Here is a 19,455-nt window from a genome sequence, read left to right on the forward strand (position 1 = left end):
GCTAACCCAGCGGACAGGCTCAGCCCCACTGATATTTGAGGAACTTCCCGTCCATGGTGACGAGCACGCGCTCGCCGCCCGGGTCCTCGCGGCGCGTGACGTCGAGCTTGAAGTTGATCGCGCTCATGATCCCGTCACCGAACTGCTCGTGGATCAGCTCCTTGATCGTCGGCCCGTACACCTGCAGGACCTCGTAGAAGCGGTAGATCGTCGGGTCGGTCGGCACCACGTCGTCGAGCGCGCCGCGCGTCGGCTGCAGGCGCAACGCGGCTTCGGCGTCGGCGTCCAGCTCCAGGACCTGCGCCGCCTTCGCCGCCAGTTCCGCGGGCACCGGGTGCTGGCCGAGCAGCGCGGACGTCGTCCAGGCCAGCGGGGCGTCCAGGGTTTCGGCGAGCTGGGCCCAGCTGAGGCCGAGACGGACCTTCGCGGCGAGGACGGCTTCCGCGGCTTCTTGCTTCGTCGTCATGCGCCGACGCTAGATCAACGGGGTTTCAGCAGGTAGTCGACAACCGGGCGAAGTTCGTCGGCGGAGGGCGGCTCGTCGTCGATCAGGCCCTGGATCAGCAGGCCGTCGATGCCGGCGAGGAACACCCGGAACGCCACTTCGTCGTCGTGCCGGACCATCGACGTCAGGACGTCCAGCCAGCGCCGCGCCGCCGGGCGCAGCTCGGGCTTGCGCGCGGCGAGCAGGTACAGCTCGTACTCCGCCATCGTGCGGCCGCGGCGCGGGCCGAGCGCCTCGGCCAGCAGGCCGGCCACCTCCTCGGCGCCGCGGCTGCCGCGCGAGCGGGCGCGGTCGATCATCCAGTAGACCTCGGTCGCCATGTCGCGGGCGCACGAGATGAGCGTGGCGACCAGCAGGTCGTCCAGCGACGAGAAGTGGTAGGTCGTGGACGTCGTGGGCACGCCGGCCTCGGTGGCGACGGTCCGGTGGGTGACGCCCGCGACGCCGTCGCGCTCGATCACCCGCAGCGTCGCCTCGATGATCTCCGCCCGCCGCTTCTCGCCGCGGACCTTCCGGCCGTCGGCCTGCAGTTTCACGTCGACGCACTCCCGATCTCGATCAAGATCACCCCGCCGATCACCAGGGCCAGCCCGGCGATCATGGCCGCGTTGACCGGCTCCTTGAGGAACACGACACCGACGATCGCGACCAGCGCGACCCCGGCGGCGGCCCAGATCGCGTACGCGACGCCGATCGGCAGCCCCATCTTCAGGACGTACGACAGCGCGACGAACGCGACGGCGTACCCGAGCACCACGATGATCGACGGGCCGACCTTCGAGAAGCCCTCGGAGAGCTTCAGCGAGACCGTCGCGGAGACCTCGGCGGCGATCGCCAGCGCGAGGAGAAGGTACGCACCCATAGGGTGAAAAATACCTGAACGATCGTCCCAAAACAAAGAGCGACGTACACCACATCGGTGGGACTTAGGCCCACTCAACGGGTTACTCATCAGTAAGGAAGGTTAGTCTCCCGGCACCACCACTGATCCATCCGGACGAAAGGCACCCGAACGATGGGCGCTCTGCAACTGACGCTCGGCGGGATCTCGGTCCTGCTCGGCCTCGTCGCCTGGGGCATGTTCGCCGCGACGATCGCCCGCTTCGTGCGGGTCATCCGCCTCGGACAGCCCGACGCGACCCGCAACGGCCCCTTCATGCCGCGCATGAAGACGCTGATCAAGGAGTTCGCGGCCCACACCCGGATGAACCGGAAGCGCAGCGTCGGACCGGCCCACTGGCTGGTGATGTGGGGCTTCCTGCTCGGCTCGCTCGCCCTGTTCGAGGCCTACGGCGAGGTGTTCGTCCCGACCTGGGGCTGGCCGGTCCTCGACGACTTCCCGCCGTTCCAGCTGCTCATGGAGCTGCTCGGGCTCGGCACGATCGTCGGCATCCTGGTGCTGATGGCGATCCGCCAGCGCAACCACCCGCGCCGCGCCGACCGCCAGAGCCGCTTCCAGGGCTCCAACTTCAAGTGGGCCTACTTCATCGAGGCCGTCGTCCTGATCGAGGGCATCGGCATCATCGGCGTCCGCGCCGCGAAGGCCGCGCTCGGCGCGCACGAGACGCCGACCTGGGCCGCCTTCGTCTCGAACCCGCTCGGCGAGCTGCTGCCGGCCAGCCCGAACCTGGTGACGGTCTTCGCGTTCGTCAAGCTGATGAGCGCCACGGTCTGGCTGATCGTCGTCGCCCGCACGATGACCATGGGCATCGCGTGGCACCGCTTCAGCGCGTTCTTCAACATCTACTTCAAGCGCGAGCAGGACGGCGGCGTCGCCCTCGGCGCACTCAAGCCGATGACGAGCGGCGGCAAGGTCCTCGACCTCGAGGAGGCCGACCCGGACGAGGACACCTTCGGCGTCGGCAAGATCGAGGACTTCAGCTGGAAGGGCTGGCTGGACTTCTCGACGTGCACCGAATGCGGCCGCTGCCAGGAGCAGTGCCCCGCGTGGAACACCGGTAAGCCGCTGTCGCCGAAGCTGCTCATCACGCAGCTGCGCGACCACGCCTACGCGAAGGCGCCGTACCTGCTGGCCGGCGGCAAGCGGGACATGGCCGGCGACGAGGTCGGTCTGTCCGGCGACAACATGTACGCGGGCATCGACGTCCTCGCGATCGCGGAGTCGCAGAAGGCCCTGATCGGCGACGACGGCGGCGTCATCGACCCGGACGTCCTCTGGTCCTGCACGAGCTGCGGTGCCTGCGTCGAGCAGTGCCCGGTGGACATCGAGCACGTCGACCACATCGTCGACATGCGCCGCTACCAGGTGATGATCGAGTCGTCGTTCCCCAGCGAGCTGAACGGCATGTTCAAGAACCTGGAGAACAAGGGCAACCCGTGGGGCCAGAACGCCAAGGACCGGCTGGCCTGGACCGAGGACCTGGACTTCGAGGTCCCGGTGTTCGACGGCGACATGGGCGACGCCGAGTATCTGTTCTGGGTCGGCTGCGCCGGCGCGTTCGAGGACCGCGCGAAGAAGACGACGCGGGCGGTCGCCGAGCTGCTGCACATGGCCGACGTGAAGTACAAGGTGCTCGGCTCGGAGGAGTCCTGCACCGGTGACCCGGCCCGCCGCGCGGGCAACGAGTTCCTGTTCCAGATGCTCGCCCAGCAGAACGTCGAGGTCCTGAACTCGGTGTTCGAGGGACGGGAGCGCAAGACGCGCAAGGTCGTCGTGACCTGCGCGCACTGCTTCAACACCCTCGCCAACGAGTACCCGGAGCTGGGCGGCCAGTTCGACGTCGTGCACCACACGCAGCTGCTCAACCGCCTGGTGCGGGAGAAGCAGCTGGTGCCGGTGGCGCCGGTCGCCGAGGACGTCACCTACCACGACCCGTGTTACCTCGGCCGCCACAACAAGGTCTACGAGGCACCGCGCGAGCTCGTCGGCGCGACCGGCGCGCAGCTGCGCGAGATGCCGCGGCACGGCGACAAGTCGATGTGCTGCGGTGCCGGCGGCGCGCGGATGTGGATGGAAGAGAAGATCGGCAAGCGGATCAACGTCGAGCGCGTGGACGAGGCCCTCGGCACCGCGCCGTCGAAGATCGCGACGGGCTGCCCGTTCTGCAAGGTCATGCTGAACGACGGCCTCACGGCCCGGCAGGCCGACGGCAGCGCGAGCGAGAAGGTCGAGATCGTCGACGTCGCGCAGATGCTGCTGGAGTCGGTCAAGCGCAAGCCGGAGCCGAAGCCGGTGCCCCTCGGGACGCCGTCACTCACCGAAGAGGTTTGACGCACACGGCCCGGCCACGACGGATGTCATGGCCGGGCCGTGATCGTTGACCCGGGTCCCGGCGCGGCGGCCGCCCGACGATGAGGGCATGCGAATCCTCACGCTGGTGCTGTTCGCCCCGTTCACGGCCGAGTTCCTGCTCGGCGACCAGTACCTGGCCGGTCCGCCCGAGCTCGGTCAGCAGCTGGGCATGTTCGCGCTCTACGTCGCCTTCTACGGCGCGGCCGCGCTGCTCATCCGCGAAGCCGCCCGACGCGCCGGACGCGGCTGGCCGACCATCCTCACCCTCGCGCTGGCCTTCGGCGTCTTCGAAGAGGGCCTGCTGACGCAGACGTTGTTCAACCCGCACTACCTGGGCCTGGACCTGCTGTCGTTCGGGCACGTCCCCGGGCTCGGCATCGGCGGCCCGTGGACGCTGTACGTCCTGACGCTGCACGTCGTGTGGAGCATCGGCGCGCCGATCGCGGTCGCCGAGACGCTCTTCGGCCGCGAACCGTGGCTGAAGAAGGTCGGCCTGAGCCTCTGGAGCGTGTCGCTGGTCGTCGGCGCCATTGCCACCTTCGCCATCACCTACTCCTTCGCGCCCTTCGTCGCGCACCCCGCGCAGCTCGCCGGCGCCGCGCTGGTCGTGGCCGCGCTGGCCGTCGCCGCGTTCCGGTTCCGAGCGCCGGCCCGGACGTCGGCGCCGGGCCACCCCTGGGTCGCGTTCGCGCTCGGCCTCGGCGCGAGCTCTGCGTTCCAGCTCGTGTTCCGGTCGATGGACAGCCTGCCGTGGCTGCTCGTCGGCCTGCTGCTGGTGATCGAAGTGGCAACCGTGTTCGCCGTCACCCGTCTGCGCCCGCCGGCGTTCCCGTTGGCCGCCGGGGCACTGATCACCTATTGCTGGCTGGGCCTGAAAACGGCGATCGAAGCCGGCACCACAGCGGTATTCGAACAATCGGCGCTCGTCCTCGTGACGGTGGCACTACTGGTTGTCACAGTTCGACGAGTTCGTACCCCGGTGAGTGTTCCCAAGGTCCACTAGCTGGGAATTCGTCAAGGCAAACGATTACCTGAATAGCGCACGCAAAAATCACCAGAATGGCGCAGCAAGTCAAGGACAAACACTGGCCAATGGGCTGGCCGACCGGCGTATCCTGGCCTTTCCCCGCCGCCACCGCTGCCAGCGGGGTCAACCTTTGACTACGCGGAATCAGGGGGCAGCGAGGATGGGCCAGGACCGGCGGACCACCACCGGACGAGTGGGTGCACGCTTCCCGTCGGCCGGTCGGCACGCTCTCCACACCGCCCCGGAAGACGCCGACGATCGAATCGCCCTGCCCCAGCCGTCGTCCTCGGTCGGCCGCGTCGGTGCCCGGTTCCCGTCCTCGACGGCCGCCGATCGGCTCGTGCCGGAACCCGGGCCGGCGCCGCCCAAGCGCGTTCCCGAGCCCGTCGCCGAACCCGTCCTCGACATCGCCGACGTCGAGATGGACGAGGACTTCGCCGCCCGCATCATCCCGGCGCAGGACCACGGGTACGGCCCGCGGACGCTCGTGCGCCCGTACGTCCTGACCCGCGGCCGCACGCAGTCCCGGCGGCACCTCGCCATCGAGGCGATGGTCTCGACGCGCGCCGGCGCGCACTGGAACGGTGCCCGCCTGACCGGCGAGTTCCGCTCGGTCCGGACCCTGTGCCACCACCCGCGCTCGGTCGCCGAGGTCGCGGCCCGGCTCAGCGTCCCCCTCGGTGTCGCCCGGGTGCTGCTCGACGACATGGCCGAACAGGGCCTGGTGACCATCCACGACACCCGCGTGAGCGCCGACGGCCGTCCGGCGGCCGCACTCATGGAACGCGTGCTGCACGGCCTTCGGCGCCTCTGACCATTACGCTCACCAGGGTGAGCGAGGAACCCGAAAACTCCGGCGGCGAAAGCACCCTGACCGTCCTGCTCGCCGGTGGGGTGAACCTGGCGATCGCGGTCATGAAGCTGATCGCCGGCATCATCACTGGCTCGGGCGCGATGCTGTCCGAGGCCGCGCACTCCGTGGCCGACACGTTCACCGAGGCCCTGCTGCTGACGGCGTTGAAACGCTCCGACCGCCCGGCCGACCGCGTGCACCCCTTCGGCTACGGCAAGGAGCGCTACTTCTGGTCGCTGCTGGCCGCCGTGTCGATCTTCGCGTCGGGCTCGATGTTCGCGCTCTACGAGGGCATTTCGACGCTCTTCGGACACGGCGAGGCGCAGAGCACGTCGATCCTCAGCTACCTCGTGCTGGCGGTGGCGTTCCTGCTGGAAGGCACGTCGTGGGTGCAGGCCGTGCGCCAGACCCGCCGGGAGTCCAAGGCCGAGAATCGGTCCTTCTGGGCCTACCTCCGCCTGATCGACGACCCGACCCCGAAGACCGTGCTGTTCGAGGACTCCGCCGCGCTGGTCGGCCTGCTGGTCGCGTTCGCCGGCATCGGGCTGCACCAGCTCACCGGCTCGGAGGTCTGGGACGGCGTCGCGTCGATCGTCATCGGCGTGCTGCTCGCCTGCGTCGCCTACCTGCTCGGGCGGACCAACCGCGGCCTGCTCATCGGCCGCCAGGCCAACCCGGAGATCGTCCGCGGGGTCCGCGACCACCTGTCCGCCGCGCCGGAGATCGAGGCCGTCGTCGACCTGCAGACCATGCTGATGGGCACCGACCAGGTCCTCGTCTGCACCCGCGTCGACTTCGACGACTCCCTCGGCGCCGCGGACCTCGAACGCGCCTGCGTCCGGATCGCGGCCGAGCTGACGGAGTCGTTCAACGACGTCACCGAGGTGTTCATCGAGCCGGTACCGCGGACCGATCCCGACCTGCGCGCGACCGTGCTGGCCCGCTACGGCGACATCGCGGAGCGGTGGAACAACCCGGCGTAGCTCAGTACCCGAAGTCCTGGACCCAGTAGTTGCCGGCCTTGGTGAACCCGACACCGAGCTTCGTGAGTGAGCAGTTCAGGATGTTCGCGCGGTGGCCCTCGGAGTTCATCCACGAGTCCATGACCTGCGCCGCCGACGTCTGCCCCTTCGCGATGTTCTCCGCGCCCGGCTTCGAATAGCCGGCGGTCTTGATGCGCTGGTCGAACGTGACGCCCTCGGGGTTGGTGTGGGAGAAGAAGTTCCGGGCCGACATGTCGTCGCTGTAGTCCTGCGCGGCCTGGGTGAGGTGCGACTCCTCGGCCAGCGGCTTGCAGCCCGCCTTCCCGCGCTCGTCGTTGACGAGGTCGAGGACCTGGGTGGCGATCGAGGACGCGACGCGGGCCGCGGGCTTCGTGCTGGTCGGCGGGGCCTCGGTCGGCGTCGGCGTCGCGGACGTCGTGGGCGGGGGCGGCGCCTCGCTGGACGTCGTCGGCGCCGCCGACGAGGTCGTCGTGGGTGCCGCCGGACGTCCTCCGGTGCCCTTCGCCTGACCGTTCAGCTCCGTGCCACTGGCGCCGCCGGACCCGCCGGGCTCGTTGGGGAGCACCAGCGCCGCGGCGGCCGCCTCCGCGGTGTTTCCTTCCGCGGTGGCCATCCAGGTGCCGGCCGCCGCGGAGAAGACGCCAAGCAGCACACTGAGTGACACCATCACCACGCGAGCACGTTCACCAATGGGGGACACGGCGCAGGAACGTATCACGGAACGATTACAGCGAGAACCCTCCTAACGAACTGTCACTCTTCGCACTGTGGCGAACACGCGATTTCGAGAACGGTTTCCCGTCAGCTTCGACGCGTCCTTCGGACGGCCAGTAGCAGCAGGACACCGCACCCCAGCAGGGACAACGCCACCCACCCCGCGGGAACCGGGTCGTAGCCGGTCTGGGGCAGCGGCGCCGGCTTGGGTTCCTGACCAGGAGAAACAGGCGGCGTCACCACGTGGACAGTGGTGGATGCGCTGTCCTGCACCGGTTTCCCGGGTTGCTCGGTGTCGGGCGTCCCGGTGGCCGTCGCGGTGTTGCGCACATCACCACTGGTCGGCGCGGTCGTCGTGCACGTCCATTCCTGGTGACTGGCGACGGGAAGGCGCGGGAACTTCCGGGCGCAGACGGGATACGCGGGGTCCGTGACGTCCACATCGGTCAGGTCGACGTTCCCGGTGTTGCGCACCACGAGGGTGAAGGTCACCGTCCCACCGGGACGGATCGTCGGATCAGCTTCCTTCTGCAGGTCGATCGCGGGTTTTGCCACCTTCGCCGGGGCGTCGTCGGTCGCCGTGACGGGTTTTCCGTTCGGGTCGTCGCCGGTCGCGGTCACCGTGTTCGTGATGTCGTCATTGCTCATCGTCACGGCACAGGTCACCGGTTTCGACGATTCTCCGGGCGCGAGCGTCCCGATCACGATCGAGCATTTCGGCGCGATCGGGTCATTCAGCGTTACGCCGGTCAGCGTAACGTCGCCGGTGTTTTTCGCGACGACCGTGAACACCGCTTCCTGGCCCGGCAGAACCGGCTTTGCCGGACCGGTCTTCGTCACGGTGATCCCCGGGCCGATCACGTTGACGCTGGCGTCGTCCGACGCGGTCACCGGTCGCCCGGTCGGGTCGTCGCCGGTCACCGACGCGACGTTCGTGACGTCCTCGCGCACGGCGACCGTGCACTGGCGCGTCTCCTTGCCACCGACGTCCAGCTTCGCGACGGTGAAGGCACAACCCGGCGTCTTGTCGTCGGTGACGGCCACGGTCGACAGCGGCACGTCGCCGGTGTTGGTCACCGTGATCGTGTACGTGACCTCGTCGCCCGGCCGCACCTGCTCGGGCGAGACCGATTTGTCGATCTTCACCGCCGGGTGGATGACGTCGACGTCCGCCTTCGCCTCGCTGGTCACGAGGTCGCCCGTCGGCGGCGTCCCGGTCACCTTCGCGACGTTCGTGACGTCGTCGGCCGGCGCGGTCATGGTGCACGCGTAGCGCTCGACCCCCTTGACCGGCAGCGCGCCGATGCTGCGCACGCATTCGGGGGCGATCGAGTCGGCGACCGTCACCGAGTGCAGGTCGACGTCGCCGGTGTTGGTCACCACGATGTCGAACGGCACCGAGTCGCCGGTGCGGAACGGGCCGCCGCGGACGTTCTTGGTGATGGTCAGGCCCGGGTGCTGGACGACGAAGGTGGCGTCGCCGGTCGCCGTCACCGGCCGGTTCGTCGGGTCCTGGCCGGTGGCCGTGGCGGTGTTGGTGAAGCCGTCCTTGCCTGCGACGGTGGTGCACGTGTACGTCTCTTCACCGTCGGGCGCCAGGGCCGCGACGGTGTGCGCGCAGGCCGGGGTGCGGTCGTCGGCGACCGTGACGTCGGTCAGCGGCACGTCACCGACGTTCTTCACGAGGATGGTGAAGGTGACGGTGTCGCCTTCACGGACCTCGTACGGCGTCGCGTCCTTCATCAGGGCGATCCGCGGGTGGATGACGTCGACCCCGGCGGTGGCGGTGGCCGTCACCGAGCGGCCGGTCGGGTCGGTGCCGGTGACACCCGCGGTGTTCGTGAAGTCGTCCGAAGGGGCCTTGGTCGTGCAGGTGTAGGTCTGGACGGCTTCGGGCGCCAGGCTGTCGAACGTCTTGGCGCAGCCCGGCGTCACGCCATCGGTGACGGCCACAGTGGACAGTGGGACGTCACCGGTGTTCGTCACGACGATCGTGAAGGTGACTTCGTCGCCTTCACGCACCGTCTTCGGCGAAGCCTCCTTCGTGATCTTCACGCCCGGGTGGATGACGTCGACCTTCGCGTCGTCGTTGGCGTCCAGCGGCGGGCCGGTCGGCGGCTTCGCGGTGACCTTCGCCGTGTTGACGACGTCGTCCGCCGGGACGGTCATCGTGCAGTCGTAGGCCTGCTTTTCCTTCGGTGCCAGCGTTTCGAACGTCTTCGCGCACTGCGGCGCGGTCTCGTCGGTCACCGTCACGTCGGCGAGCGGGGAGTCGCCGGTGTTCTCGACGGTGATCGTGAACGTCACCGTGTCGCCCTCGCGGAACGGCCCGCCCTTGACGTCCTTCGTGATGGACAGCCCCGGGTGCAGCACGGTGTACGACGCATCGTCGGTGGCCGTGACCTGGCGATCGGTCGGATCCGTTCCGGTCGCGGTGGCCGTGTTCGTAAAACTGTCGGTGCCCGCGGTTACCGTGCAGGAGTGGTGCTGTTCGGCACCGGGAGGGAGGGAGCCGATGGTCTGAGCGCACGACGGCGTCCGGCTGTCCACAACGGACACTTCGGTCAGCGGCACGTCGCCCGTGTTCTTCACGACGATCGTGAACGTCACTGTGTCGCCCTCACGAACCTGGGCGGGCGCGGCGTCCTTGGTGATGCTGATCGCCGGGTGGATCACGTCCACCGCGGCCTCGGCGGTCGCCGTCACCGGGCGGTTCGTGCCGTCGGTTCCGTTGGCGGCGGCGGTGTTGGTGAAGTCCGCTTCGCCGGCCACGAGCTTGCAGGTGTAAGTCTGCTTCGCCTGGGGTGCCAGCGTGCCGAGACGCTGGGCGCACTCCGGGGCGAGCCGGTCGGCCACGAAGACGTCCTTCAGCGGGCTGTCACCGGTGTTCGTCACGGTGATCGTGAACGTCACGGTGTCGCCCGCGCGGACGACCTTCGGGTCGGCGTCCTTGGTGATCGCGATACCCGGGTGGATCACGTCGATTGCGGCTGTATCAATGGCGGTCACGACGGGGCCGACCGGTGGGGTGCCGGTGACCTGCGCGGTGTTCGTGAAGTCGTCGGCCGGCGCGGTGCCGGTGCAGCCGAAGCCCCACGTGCCACCGGGTTCGAGCGGGCCGTCGAAGGTCTGCGCACAACCCGCGACGAGCGCGTCCGCCACGTGGACACCGGTCAGCGGCACGTCACCGGTGTTGCGGACGGTGATCCGGAACGGCACGGTGTCGCCCTGGCGGAAGGGCCCGCCGGTGACGTCCTTGGTGATCGTGACGGCCGGGTGCTGCACGGTGAACGAGGCGTCGTCGGACGCGTCCACGGGCCGCTTCGTCGGGTCGGTGCCGGTGGCCTTCGCGGTGTTCGTGAAGCCTTCGCTGCCCGCGACGGTGGTGCAGGTGTACGTCTGCTTCGCCCGTGGCGCCAGGGTTCCGAGCGGCTTCGCGCACGGCGCGACCTTGTCGTCGGCGACGGCGACATCGGTGAGCGGCACGTCGCCGGTGTTGGTCACGGTGATCGTCCAGGTCACGGTGTCGCCCTCGCGGACCTGCGCGGGCGCGGCGTCCTTGACGATCGTGATCGCCGGGTGGATCACGTCGACGACCGCGTCGTCGGTGACCTTCACCTCGCGGCCGAGCTGGTCCTTTCCGGTGGCCGTCGCGGTGTTCGTGAAGTCGTCGGCCGGTGCCGGGGCGGTGCAGGTGTAGGTCTGCTTCGCTTGTGGCGCCAGGGTGCCGAACGTCTTCGCGCACGCCGGGGTCCGGTCGTCGGTGACCGCGACGTCGGTCAGCGGCACGTCACCGGAGTTCGTGACGGTGATCGTGAACGTGATCTGGTCGCCGGTGCGGACGGTCGCCGGTGAGGCGTCCTTCGTGATGGTCAGCGCCGGGCTGATCACGGTGACGGTCGCTTTGGCCGTGTCCGTGACCGGCTGGCCGGAGCGGTCGGTGCCGGTGGCGGTGACCGTGTTCGTCGTGGTCTTCGACGGGTTCGCGGTGCAGGTGTAGGTCTGCGACGCGCCCGCGTCGAGGGTGCCGAAGGTGCGCGAGCACGACGTCGTCGTGTCGTCGGTGAGCTTCACCGGCGCGAGCGGGCTGTCACCGGTGTTCTTGACGGTGATCGTCCACGTGACGGCCTCACCGGCGTGGATCACCGGCGGGGTGGCGGTCTTGGTGACGTCGATGGCCGGGGCAATCGTCGGCGCGGGTGCGTCGGCGGTGGCCGTGACCTGCTTGCCGAGGCCGTCGACGCCACTGGCGGTCGCGGTGTTGACGCCGTCGGCGACCGGGGCCTTCGTCGTGCAGGTGAGGGTGCGGGTCTCGCCGGGCTTCAGTACGCCCCCGAGCCGTTGTGCGCACGACGGCGTCTTCGGGTCGGTGACCTGCAGCGCGGTCAGGTTGGCGTCGCCGGTGTTGGTGACCTTAAGCGTGAAGGTCACGGTGTCGCCGACGCGGTAGGCGGCCTTGTCGGCGGTCTTCGTGATGCCGATGGCCGGGTGGATGACGTTCACCGACGTGGTTGCCGTGCCGTCCAGCGGATCGCCGAGCGCGCTGGTGCCGGTGGCCTTCGCGGTGTTCGTGAAGTCCTTGTCCGGCGCGGTCGCGGTGCAGGTGTAGCTGACCGTCTGGCCGCCCTTGAGCGTGCCGATGTCCTTGCCGCACGCCGGGAACGCGTCGTCGGCGACCTTCACCCCGGACGCCGGGGCGCCGCTCGGGTTGGTCACGACGATGGTGAACGTGACCTGCTCACCCGGGTGCACCTGGGCCGGTTCCGCGCGCTTGCTGATCTGAAGCTCGGGCACCGGCGTCGAGAAGGCGAGGTTCTGCGCCAGGTAGGAGTCGCCGCTGGTGGCGAAGCCGAGCTTGGCGCTGGTCGCGCCGGCCGGGATGGTGTCGACGTTGAACGACTTGGCGTCCACGCTGAAGTTGTTCTTCACCGCGGGATCGGCGGCACCGTCGGCGTTGGAGATGAAGAAGTTCGACGTCCCGCCAGCCGACGGTTCGGCGGCCGGTTTGTCGTTGATCAGGAACTGGTCGCCGGAGATGCCCCAGTCGCCTTCGTAGGCGGTGACGCCGACGTGCGCGTCCGCGGCGGCGGCGCGGAACCCGGTGATCGTCGTGTTCGTGGGCCTGTCGGTGCTGTTCTGCCGGACGTGCCCGTCGTAGACGAACACCTCGCGCTTGTTCGGCGCGTAGTCGGCGTTGCGTTCCGGGTAGGCGTAGACCAGGGCGACCGACCAGCCGCCCATGCAGTTGAAGCCCTTCGGCGCCCAGACGTTGCCGACGGTCAGGTCCAGCGCGGACCCGGTCGGCGCGGCGGCGAACTGCTTGGTGACGTCGGCATAAGCCGAGTAGTACTGGCCGCCGCTGAAGGTGTCGAGCGGGTCCTCGGTGTAGGCCGCGGGCGGCACGTCGACGGATTTCCCGTCGCCGACGGTGAGCCGGACGTCCTGTTTCGCCGGTGTTCCGGGCGGCACGATCGCGGCGGTGTTGTTGTTGCGCGACTGGCACATCTTCGTCGGCGACAACACTCCCGGCGACGTCGTGTAGGCGCCGGTGTTACCGGCCCAGTTGAGCCGCGCGAAGACGATTTTCGCGCCCGGCGGAATGGTGACCGTCGCCTTGGCGGAATCGAAGGTGCCGCGGTCGGCGTCGACGTCGGCCCACTGCATGAAGAAGTTGTCGTTGACGAGGGTGTCGCGCCGGTCGGCGGTGTTCGCGCAGGTCGCGGGCGTGTTGCCGCTGCCGGTGGTCGGCGCGTTGTCCGCGTTGACCGGGCACCGGACCACGCCGTTGCCCGCGTAGAGGAAATCGCCGTAGACGACGTCGTTGTAGTTCAGCTGGAACGGCTTGACGACCGTCGCTTCAGCCAATGGTGTGATTGCGGAAGCCGCGAAAACCAGGGCCAGGACCAGCAGAAGCCGAAGTGGTTTTCTGGACAGCGGCATACGAGCACTCCCGGGGGCCGAGGCGACTTCCGGAGCCTGGCACGCGCCCGTCTTTCCCGCCCTTTTTGACCCCGGTGATCACCCGCCCGGGGAATCCGTCAGCCGCACCGTCGACTCGTGGGTGATGGCCGCGGCCGCGGCGACGAACCCGACAACCGTGCGGAGCTCGTCGTCGGAGTAGCGCTCACACAGCTCCAGGACCTTGGCGACCAGGTGGTCCCAGAGGTGCGTGCTGCGCTCGATCGCCCCCGGGTCGAGCGCGATGAGGACCTTGCGCCGGTCGTCCGGGTGCGGCTCGCGGCTGACGAACCCCTTGCGCTCGAGCCGGTCGATCAGCGCCGTCACCGACGCGGGCGCGAGCCCGGAGAGCCGCGCCAGCTCCTTCGGCATCTGCGGGCCGAGCCGGGCGAGGTAGTCCAGCACCTTGCTCTCGACCGGCGACAGCCCGCGCGTCTCGGCGATCGCGGTGTGGAACATCACCGTCTCCGTCGACAGCTCACGGGCCCCGAGCAGGACCTCTTCCACCAGCTTCGCTCGCTCGCTTGACACGGCGACCAGCCTAGCCCACTCTTTAGTTCGACAGAACGAATTAGTTTCTAAGAGTTTCGAGAGGATGAACAACATGACACGGGCACTGATCATCGGTGGCGGGATCGCGGGGACGATCACGGCCATCGCGCTGCACGAAGCCGGCCACGAACCACTGCTGTTCGAGGCCTACGACCGCGGCGCCGAGGGCGTCGGCGCGTTCCTGACGCTGGCGGTGAACGGCCTGGACGCGCTGCTGCCGCTCGGTCTGAAGGACGTCGTCAAGAGCACCGGCTTCGACTCGCCGAAGATGTCGATCGGCCTCGGCGACGGCACGCGGCTGGCCGAGTTCCCGCTCGGCGGCGCGCTGCCGGACGGCACCGTCAGCCAGACCGTGCTGCGCTCCGACCTGTACGTCGCCCTGCGCGACGAAGCCACGCGGCGCGGGATCCACGCCGGGTACGGCAAGCGCCTGATCGGGGCGAACCAGACGTCTTCGCAGGTCAAAGCCGACTTCTCGGACGGCTCCCAGGCCTCCGGCGACCTCCTGATCGGCGCCGACGGCCTCCGCTCCCGCGTCCGGACGATCATCGACCCGGACGCCCCGGCACCGCGGTACGTGCCGACGCTCAACACCGGCGGGTTCGCCGAAGGCCTGAGGCTGCCGGACGAGCCGGGCGTGCTGAACATGGTCTTCGGCAAGAAGCTGTTCTTCTGCCACGTCGTCGCCCCGGACGGGCGCGTCTGGTGGTTCGCGAACCCGGCCCGCAAGACCGAGCCGACCGCGTCCGAGCTGGCCACGCTGGCCGGCGAGAAACTGCGAGCCGAGCTGCTGGATCTGGTGGCGCGCGACCGGACGCCGGCGGCCGAGGTCATCCGCGCGACCCGCGACGTCTACCCGGCGTGGCCGACGTACGACTTCCCGACGGTCCCGGTCTGGCACCGCGGCCGCATGGTGATCATCGGCGACGCCGCCCACGCGACGTCACCGGCGGCGGGTCAGGGCGCGTCGATGGCCATCGAAGACGCCGTCACGCTGGGCAGATGCCTGCGCGACGTGCCGGACGTTGTGCAGGCGCTGGCCACCTACGAAGGCCTGCGGCGCGAGCGCGTCGAAGCGGTGGTCGCCCGGGGCAAGCGCAACGGCGACGACAAGGTGACCGGCCCGGTCGGCCGGGTGATCCGCGACTTCTTCATCAAGCGCGCGTTCGCGAAGCCGCAGACCGAGGACCCGAACGCGTTCATGTGGAACCACCACATCGACTGGGACGAGAAGGTGAGCGTTTAGCGCCAGGTGTCGACGCGGTGGAAGTTCTTGTAGGCCCGGCTCGGCGTCGGGCCGCGCTGGCCCTGGTAGCGGGACCCGGCCTCGCTGGAGCCGTACGGGTGCTCGGCCGAGCTGGAGAGCCGGAAGATGCACAGCTGGCCGATCTTCATCCCCGGCCAGAGCGTGATCGGCAGGTTCGCGACGTTCGACAGCTCGAGCGTGATGTGCCCGGAGAAGCCGGGGTCGATGAAGCCCGCGGTCGAGTGGGTCAGCAGCCCGAGCCGGCCGAGCGACGACTTGCCCTCGAGACGGCCGGCCAGGTCGTCGGCCAGGGTGACGAGCTCGAACGTCGAGCCGAGCACGAACTCGCCCGGGTGCAGCACGAAGGGCTCGTCGCCCTCCTTCTCGACCATGGAGGTCAGCTCGTCCTGCTGCAGCTGCGGGTCGATGTGGGTGTACTTGCTGTTGTTGAAGACGCGGAAGAACCGGTCGAGCCGGACGTCGACGCTGGACGGCTGGACCATGCCGGCATCGAAGGGGTCGATGCCGAGCCGGCCGGCGTCGAGCTCTTTGCGGAGGTCACGGTCACTGAGCAGCACGCCGGGAAGCCTATCCGGTGGGTTCAGGCGGCCCGCATGTGCTGCGCGTACGTGGTGTCGGGCGAGAAGATCTTCTCGAGCCGCTTCACGTACCCGCGGCGTCCGGCCTCGCCGATCCGTTCCTGCAGCGCGGTGGCCCCGGGGATGAACCGCCGCACCGTCTCGGCGGCGAAGTTGACCCCCGCGACACCGACGATCACGGCCTGCGCGACGGGGTCGTTCGGCAGGCCGAGGAAGTCGGCGTTGGTCTTCCCGAGCACGAGCCTGCTGATCGAGGAGTGCACGGCGACGGAGACGTGCGACAGCACCTTCCCCACGGCCCCGCGCCCTTCCCCGACGGCGGCGTTGGCCTCGACCAGCGCCTTCGCGAGCCGCTTGGAGTCGTCGTCCGGGATGAACTCGGTGGCGGCGAGCAGCCAGAGCAGCCGCCACGCGTCCTCTTCGCCGCTGGGCAGCAACTCGTCGTCGACGCCCATGAGCCACCCGATGTAGCGCCAGAGGTGCAGGATGTCGCCGCGCTCGCGGGCGGAGTAGCGCAGGCCGAGCAGCTGCGTGCCGAAGACGTAGACGAGCGAGAAGAGCAGCAACGTCCCGGCGGTCTGCACCTGGTTGACGGGCTTGTCCCAGGCGGCGTAGTCCCAGTCGTCCCGCCGGTTCATGGCCGCGCGCACGTGGGCGTGCACCAGCCGGATCCGAAGCGCGGACGCGTACCCGGTTCGCCCGTGTTTCAGGGCGCCGGGCGTGGTGACGTCGATCCACCAGGCCGCGGTCTCGACGAGCCGCCGAGTCGCCTTGTTCTCGATCTCCCCGGTCCCGACCAGCGACTTCGTCGCGCGCGACGCGAGGTAACCGCCCATGAGCGACATGTCCCCGAGCGGAAAGAGCCCCAGCAACCCGGCCCGGGTGATGGTCCTGGCACCCCGCTCGAGCCGCTCGTCGTCAACCCAGTACGGCTTCGCCTCGACAGCGTCGAAGAAGGCCTTCAGCGGCCCCTCGGCCTCCACGCCGTTCTCGAGGGCGTCCTCGAAGCGCCGGTGCCCCTGCCCCCTGGGCTGCTGCGCCATCCAGGCGACCACGTCATCGGCCAGCCGGTCTTCGACCTGGGCGAACTCCCGAAGCCGCGCGACCTGCCGCTCGTCACCCCGGATGTCCCCCTCGATGAACAACCGCGAAGCAAGCCGGAACCCACCCTCCCGGAACAGCTCGGGATCATCCATCCGGCCCACCTCCAACGTCGACAACAAGTGTTGTCACTTGACGCGCCGACGTCAAGGAGGGGAGGGTCTGGACAGGAGGATCTCCACGCCGTGTATGCTGACCACGCACTGCGGATGTAGTTCAATGGTAGAACATCAGCTTCCCAAGCTGAATACGCGGGTTCGATTCCCGTCATCCGCTCTCAGCCGAAAGCCCCGGATTCACGTCCGGGGCTTTTCGCTTTTCCCGCCCCGAATTCCGCCGTCTACTGTGGATTGAGGCGTGTTCGCAGGTGCGTCACGTGGGCGGCCGGGAGCCCGGTTTCCACCGCGCGGTCCAACGCCTCGGACGCCGCCGGGGAACCCAAGCGGTGCAACAACTCCGCGCGCGACGCGTGCCACCACGGGTAGCCCGCCAAACCGGGCAATGCTTCCACCAAAGCCAAAGCCGCCGCCGGCCCATCCCGCTCAGCCACCGCGGCCGCGCGGTTCAGGCGGACCACGGCCGTGTCCTGGACCGACAGAAGCACGTCGTACCAGGAGATCACCGCGTCCCAGTTCGTCTCGGCGTACGACGGCGCCAGGTCGTGGCAGGCCGCGATCGCCGCCTGGACCACGTACGGGTTCGGGACCGACGGCGTCCGGCGCAGGCCCACGCCCACCAACGAGACGCCCTCCTTGATCAGGTCGGGGTCCCACAGCGAGCGGTCCTGCTGGGCCAGCAGCACCGGCACACCCGCGGAGGTGCGGGCCGCGCGGCGGGCGTCCTGCAGCAGGACCAGCGCCAGGAGACCGAGGGCGGTCGGCTCGTCCGGCATCAGTTCCGCGAGCAACCGCGCCAAGCGCACACCCTCGGCCGTCAGCGAATCGCGGCCCGTGTAGCCCTCGTTGAAGATCAGGTAGACCGTCGACGCCACCCCGGACAGCCGCGCCGGGAGTTCGTCGGCGGCGGGGACGCGGTAGGGGATGTGCGCCTGGGCGATCTTCTGCTTCGCGCGCGTCAGGCGTTTCGCCAGCGTCGCTTCGGGGAGCAGCAGCGCGCGGGCCACTTCCGCCGTCGACAACCCGCCCAGCGTGCGGAGGGCCAAGGCCACGGACGCGTCCAGCGACAACGCCGGGTGGCAGCAGGTGAAGACCAGCCTCAACAGGTCGTCGCGGACCGCGAGCGGGTCGGGGAAAGGGTCGACGGCGGGCATCGCGTCGGCCTCCTTCCCGAGCCGCTTCGCCTCGCGGCGGACGACGTCGACCGCTCGACGGCGGGCCGCGACCAGCAGCCAGCCGCGTGGATTGCCGGGGACGCCGTCGCGTGGCCACGTTTCGAGGGCGCGGACCACGGCGTCCTGGACCGCGTCTTCGGCCAGGTCGACGCTGCCGGTGACGCGGACCAGCGTGGCCAGTACCCGGGTGCCCTCGTCCCGGACCAGCCGCGCGACCGCGTCACCGGCGAAGGTCACTTGCCGAATTCGACGACCGGCCGGACCTCGATCGCGCCATCCCAGGCGCCCGGGATCTGCGCCGCGACCTTGACGGCTTCGTCGAGGTCGGCGCACTCGATGAGGTAGAAGCCGGTGAGGGCTTCCTTCGTCTCGGCGTATGGGCCGTCGGTGGTGACGATGTCGCCGCCCTTGCCGCCGGCGACGCGCACGGTCGTCGCGGTCGCGGTCGGGTAGAGGGCCGCGCCCCCGCGGATCACGGCCCGCGCGGCCGCCCCGAACTCGTTGTAGTCCTGCATCAGCTCGGTGGCCTCGGGCCCGGTCGGGTCGACGTCGGAGGCGTAGATGATGGCGGCGTACTGGGGCATGACAGCTCCTCACAGCGGGTCGACCGGCGCCGATCGCCGGCTCTCACTGTAAGGACGAACGGCGCGGACGTCTCCGGGACAACCGCGCCGGACTTTTCTCTCAGCCTTCGACGAGCTCCCAGTCGCTGTCCGGGGTCGCGCGGTCGTAGACCTGGCCCGGCGCCGCCTTCAGGACGGTGCTGACGTCCGGGTACAGCTTCGCGACGTGCTCCAGCTCCAGGCCCTCGACCTCGAAGTCCTCCGCTTCCGGGACCTCGAAGCCGACGAACAGCCACGTGCCGTCCTGCTCGCGGACGACCTGGCGGACCGCGCGGACCGGGCGCTCGGGGCCGGTCGGGATCTCGGTCAGGCCGCTGCTGATCTGCACTTCGTCGTCCGGCGAACCCGCGAACTCCCAGGCGGCGCGGCGCTCGGCGAGCAGCCGGATGTCCTCGTCCTCGTCGTCGGAGCCGGTGACCGACGAGAGCAGCCACGCGCGGTGGTCCGGGTCCCAGTCGGCGGCCATGCCCGTCGGCATCTCGGCCAGCGCCGCCAGCTGCGGGAGCAGCTCGAGGGCCTCGCGGACCGAGAGCTTGCCGAAGTTCTCGCGGTTGACCAGCACGTCTTCGGACAGCTCGGTGCCGTCGCTGATGAACCAGTCGTCTTCGTCGTCCAGCACGACGAAGCCCAGCGCGTCCGGGTCGGAAACCAGCGCCAGAGCGATGATCACCGGGGCTTCCGGGTCCTGGCGCAGCGGCCACTCGGTCGACATGCCCCGTATCCCACCAT

The 19,455-nt window shown here is 69.4% G+C and carries 16 protein-coding genes, 1 tRNA gene and 1 pseudogene; 6 read left to right on the top strand and 12 right to left on the bottom strand.

Annotation, left to right across the window (positions count from 1 at the left end; translation table 11 throughout):
- Nucleotides 1–19: 19 nt before the first annotated feature.
- From cynS to ACGFMK_RS08830, 3 genes are read right to left on the bottom strand one after another with little or no spacing between them, the layout of a single operon-like run.
- On the bottom strand, nt 20–466 hold the full coding sequence (cynS, locus tag ACGFMK_RS08820) for a cyanase (protein ID WP_392759777.1): 447 nt from the start codon (nt 464–466) through the stop codon (nt 20–22).
- 14 nt (nt 467–480) lie between these two features.
- On the bottom strand, nt 481–1,041 hold the full coding sequence (locus tag ACGFMK_RS08825; protein WP_323324902.1) for a TetR family transcriptional regulator: 561 nt from the start codon (nt 1,039–1,041) through the stop codon (nt 481–483).
- The gene (locus ACGFMK_RS08830) at nt 1,038–1,367 is read right to left on the bottom strand and encodes a DMT family transporter (protein WP_392759779.1); all 330 of its coding nucleotides are present in this window, start codon (nt 1,365–1,367) and stop codon (nt 1,038–1,040) included. The genes ACGFMK_RS08825 and ACGFMK_RS08830 overlap by 4 nt, the downstream gene beginning before the upstream one ends.
- 153 nt (nt 1,368–1,520) lie before the next feature.
- On the opposite strand from ACGFMK_RS08830, the gene ACGFMK_RS08835 reads away from it, so the two are divergent.
- From ACGFMK_RS08835 to ACGFMK_RS08850, 4 genes are all read left to right on the top strand, one after another.
- A complete protein-coding gene (locus tag ACGFMK_RS08835; RefSeq protein WP_392759781.1) occupies nt 1,521–3,737 on the top strand; it encodes a (Fe-S)-binding protein in 2,217 nt (738 codons plus the stop codon).
- Between the two features lie 88 nt (nt 3,738–3,825).
- The gene (locus tag ACGFMK_RS08840) at nt 3,826–4,761 is read left to right on the top strand and encodes a hypothetical protein (protein WP_392759783.1); all 936 of its coding nucleotides are present in this window, start codon (nt 3,826–3,828) and stop codon (nt 4,759–4,761) included.
- 217 nt (nt 4,762–4,978) lie between these two features.
- A complete protein-coding gene (locus ACGFMK_RS08845) occupies nt 4,979–5,599 on the top strand; it encodes a DUF742 domain-containing protein (RefSeq protein WP_392759785.1) in 621 nt (206 codons plus the stop codon).
- Between the two features lie 17 nt (nt 5,600–5,616).
- Complete coding sequence (locus ACGFMK_RS08850; protein ID WP_392759787.1) at nt 5,617–6,621, top strand: cation diffusion facilitator family transporter; 1,005 nt, start codon at nt 5,617–5,619, stop codon at nt 6,619–6,621.
- Nucleotide 6,622: 1 nt separating this feature from the next.
- Here ACGFMK_RS08850 and ACGFMK_RS08855 read toward each other — a convergent pair whose 3' ends face one another.
- The 4 genes and pseudogenes from ACGFMK_RS08855 to ACGFMK_RS08870 all read right to left on the bottom strand — a co-directional run bounded on the left by ACGFMK_RS08855 (nt 6,623) and on the right by ACGFMK_RS08870 (nt 13,845).
- Nucleotides 6,623–7,315 carry a CAP domain-containing protein gene (locus tag ACGFMK_RS08855; protein ID WP_392759790.1) on the bottom strand — a complete coding sequence of 231 codons (693 nt, stop codon included), beginning with the start codon at nt 7,313–7,315 and terminating at the stop codon, nt 6,623–6,625.
- A gap of 128 nt (nt 7,316–7,443) precedes the next feature.
- Nucleotides 7,444–8,616 (bottom strand): hypothetical protein, encoded by a 1,173-nt coding sequence (locus ACGFMK_RS08860; RefSeq protein WP_392760103.1) that lies wholly within the window; start codon nt 8,614–8,616, stop codon nt 7,444–7,446.
- Between the two features lie 198 nt (nt 8,617–8,814).
- Nucleotides 8,815–13,296: pseudogene (locus tag ACGFMK_RS08865) on the bottom strand (hypothetical protein); the annotation flags it as partial.
- A 78-nt stretch (nt 13,297–13,374) separates the two neighbouring features.
- Nucleotides 13,375–13,845 carry a MarR family winged helix-turn-helix transcriptional regulator gene (locus ACGFMK_RS08870; RefSeq protein WP_392759792.1) on the bottom strand — a complete coding sequence of 157 codons (471 nt, stop codon included), beginning with the start codon at nt 13,843–13,845 and terminating at the stop codon, nt 13,375–13,377.
- Nucleotides 13,846–13,918: 73 nt separating this feature from the next.
- Here ACGFMK_RS08870 and ACGFMK_RS08875 point away from each other — a divergent pair, with 73 nt between their 5' ends.
- Nucleotides 13,919–15,112 carry an FAD-dependent oxidoreductase gene (locus ACGFMK_RS08875; protein ID WP_392759794.1) on the top strand — a complete coding sequence of 398 codons (1,194 nt, stop codon included), beginning with the start codon at nt 13,919–13,921 and terminating at the stop codon, nt 15,110–15,112.
- Here the strand turns inward: ACGFMK_RS08875 and dcd are convergent.
- On the bottom strand, nt 15,109–15,690 hold the full coding sequence (dcd, locus tag ACGFMK_RS08880) for a dCTP deaminase (RefSeq protein ID WP_323324922.1): 582 nt from the start codon (nt 15,688–15,690) through the stop codon (nt 15,109–15,111). The two genes, ACGFMK_RS08875 and dcd, sit on opposite strands and share 4 nt — an antisense overlap.
- Nucleotides 15,691–15,713: 23 nt before the next feature.
- Nucleotides 15,714–16,907, bottom strand: coding sequence for an oxygenase MpaB family protein (locus tag ACGFMK_RS08885; RefSeq protein WP_392759797.1), 1,194 nt, complete (start codon nt 16,905–16,907; stop codon nt 15,714–15,716).
- Nucleotides 16,908–17,017: 110 nt separating this feature from the next.
- Here ACGFMK_RS08885 and ACGFMK_RS08890 point away from each other — a divergent pair.
- Nucleotides 17,018–17,088 (top strand) — tRNA-Gly (locus tag ACGFMK_RS08890).
- A 64-nt stretch (nt 17,089–17,152) separates the two neighbouring features.
- On the opposite strand, the gene ACGFMK_RS08895 is transcribed toward ACGFMK_RS08890, so the two are convergent.
- The 3 genes from ACGFMK_RS08895 to ACGFMK_RS08905 all read right to left on the bottom strand — a co-directional run bounded on the left by ACGFMK_RS08895 (nt 17,153) and on the right by ACGFMK_RS08905 (nt 19,438).
- Nucleotides 17,153–18,340 (bottom strand): RNA polymerase sigma factor, encoded by a 1,188-nt coding sequence (locus ACGFMK_RS08895; protein ID WP_392759799.1) that lies wholly within the window; start codon nt 18,338–18,340, stop codon nt 17,153–17,155.
- Nucleotides 18,337–18,687, bottom strand: coding sequence for a YciI family protein (locus tag ACGFMK_RS08900; protein ID WP_392759801.1), 351 nt, complete (start codon nt 18,685–18,687; stop codon nt 18,337–18,339). Before ACGFMK_RS08900 ends, ACGFMK_RS08895 begins: the two co-directional genes overlap by 4 nt.
- A 100-nt stretch (nt 18,688–18,787) precedes the next feature.
- Nucleotides 18,788–19,438 carry a hypothetical protein gene (locus ACGFMK_RS08905; protein ID WP_392759803.1) on the bottom strand — a complete coding sequence of 217 codons (651 nt, stop codon included), beginning with the start codon at nt 19,436–19,438 and terminating at the stop codon, nt 18,788–18,790.
- Nucleotides 19,439–19,455: the final 17 nt, after the last annotated feature.

Source organism: Amycolatopsis sp. NPDC049252, from assembly GCF_043197175.1.
In the GTDB taxonomy this organism is placed as follows: domain Bacteria; phylum Actinomycetota; class Actinomycetes; order Mycobacteriales; family Pseudonocardiaceae; genus Amycolatopsis.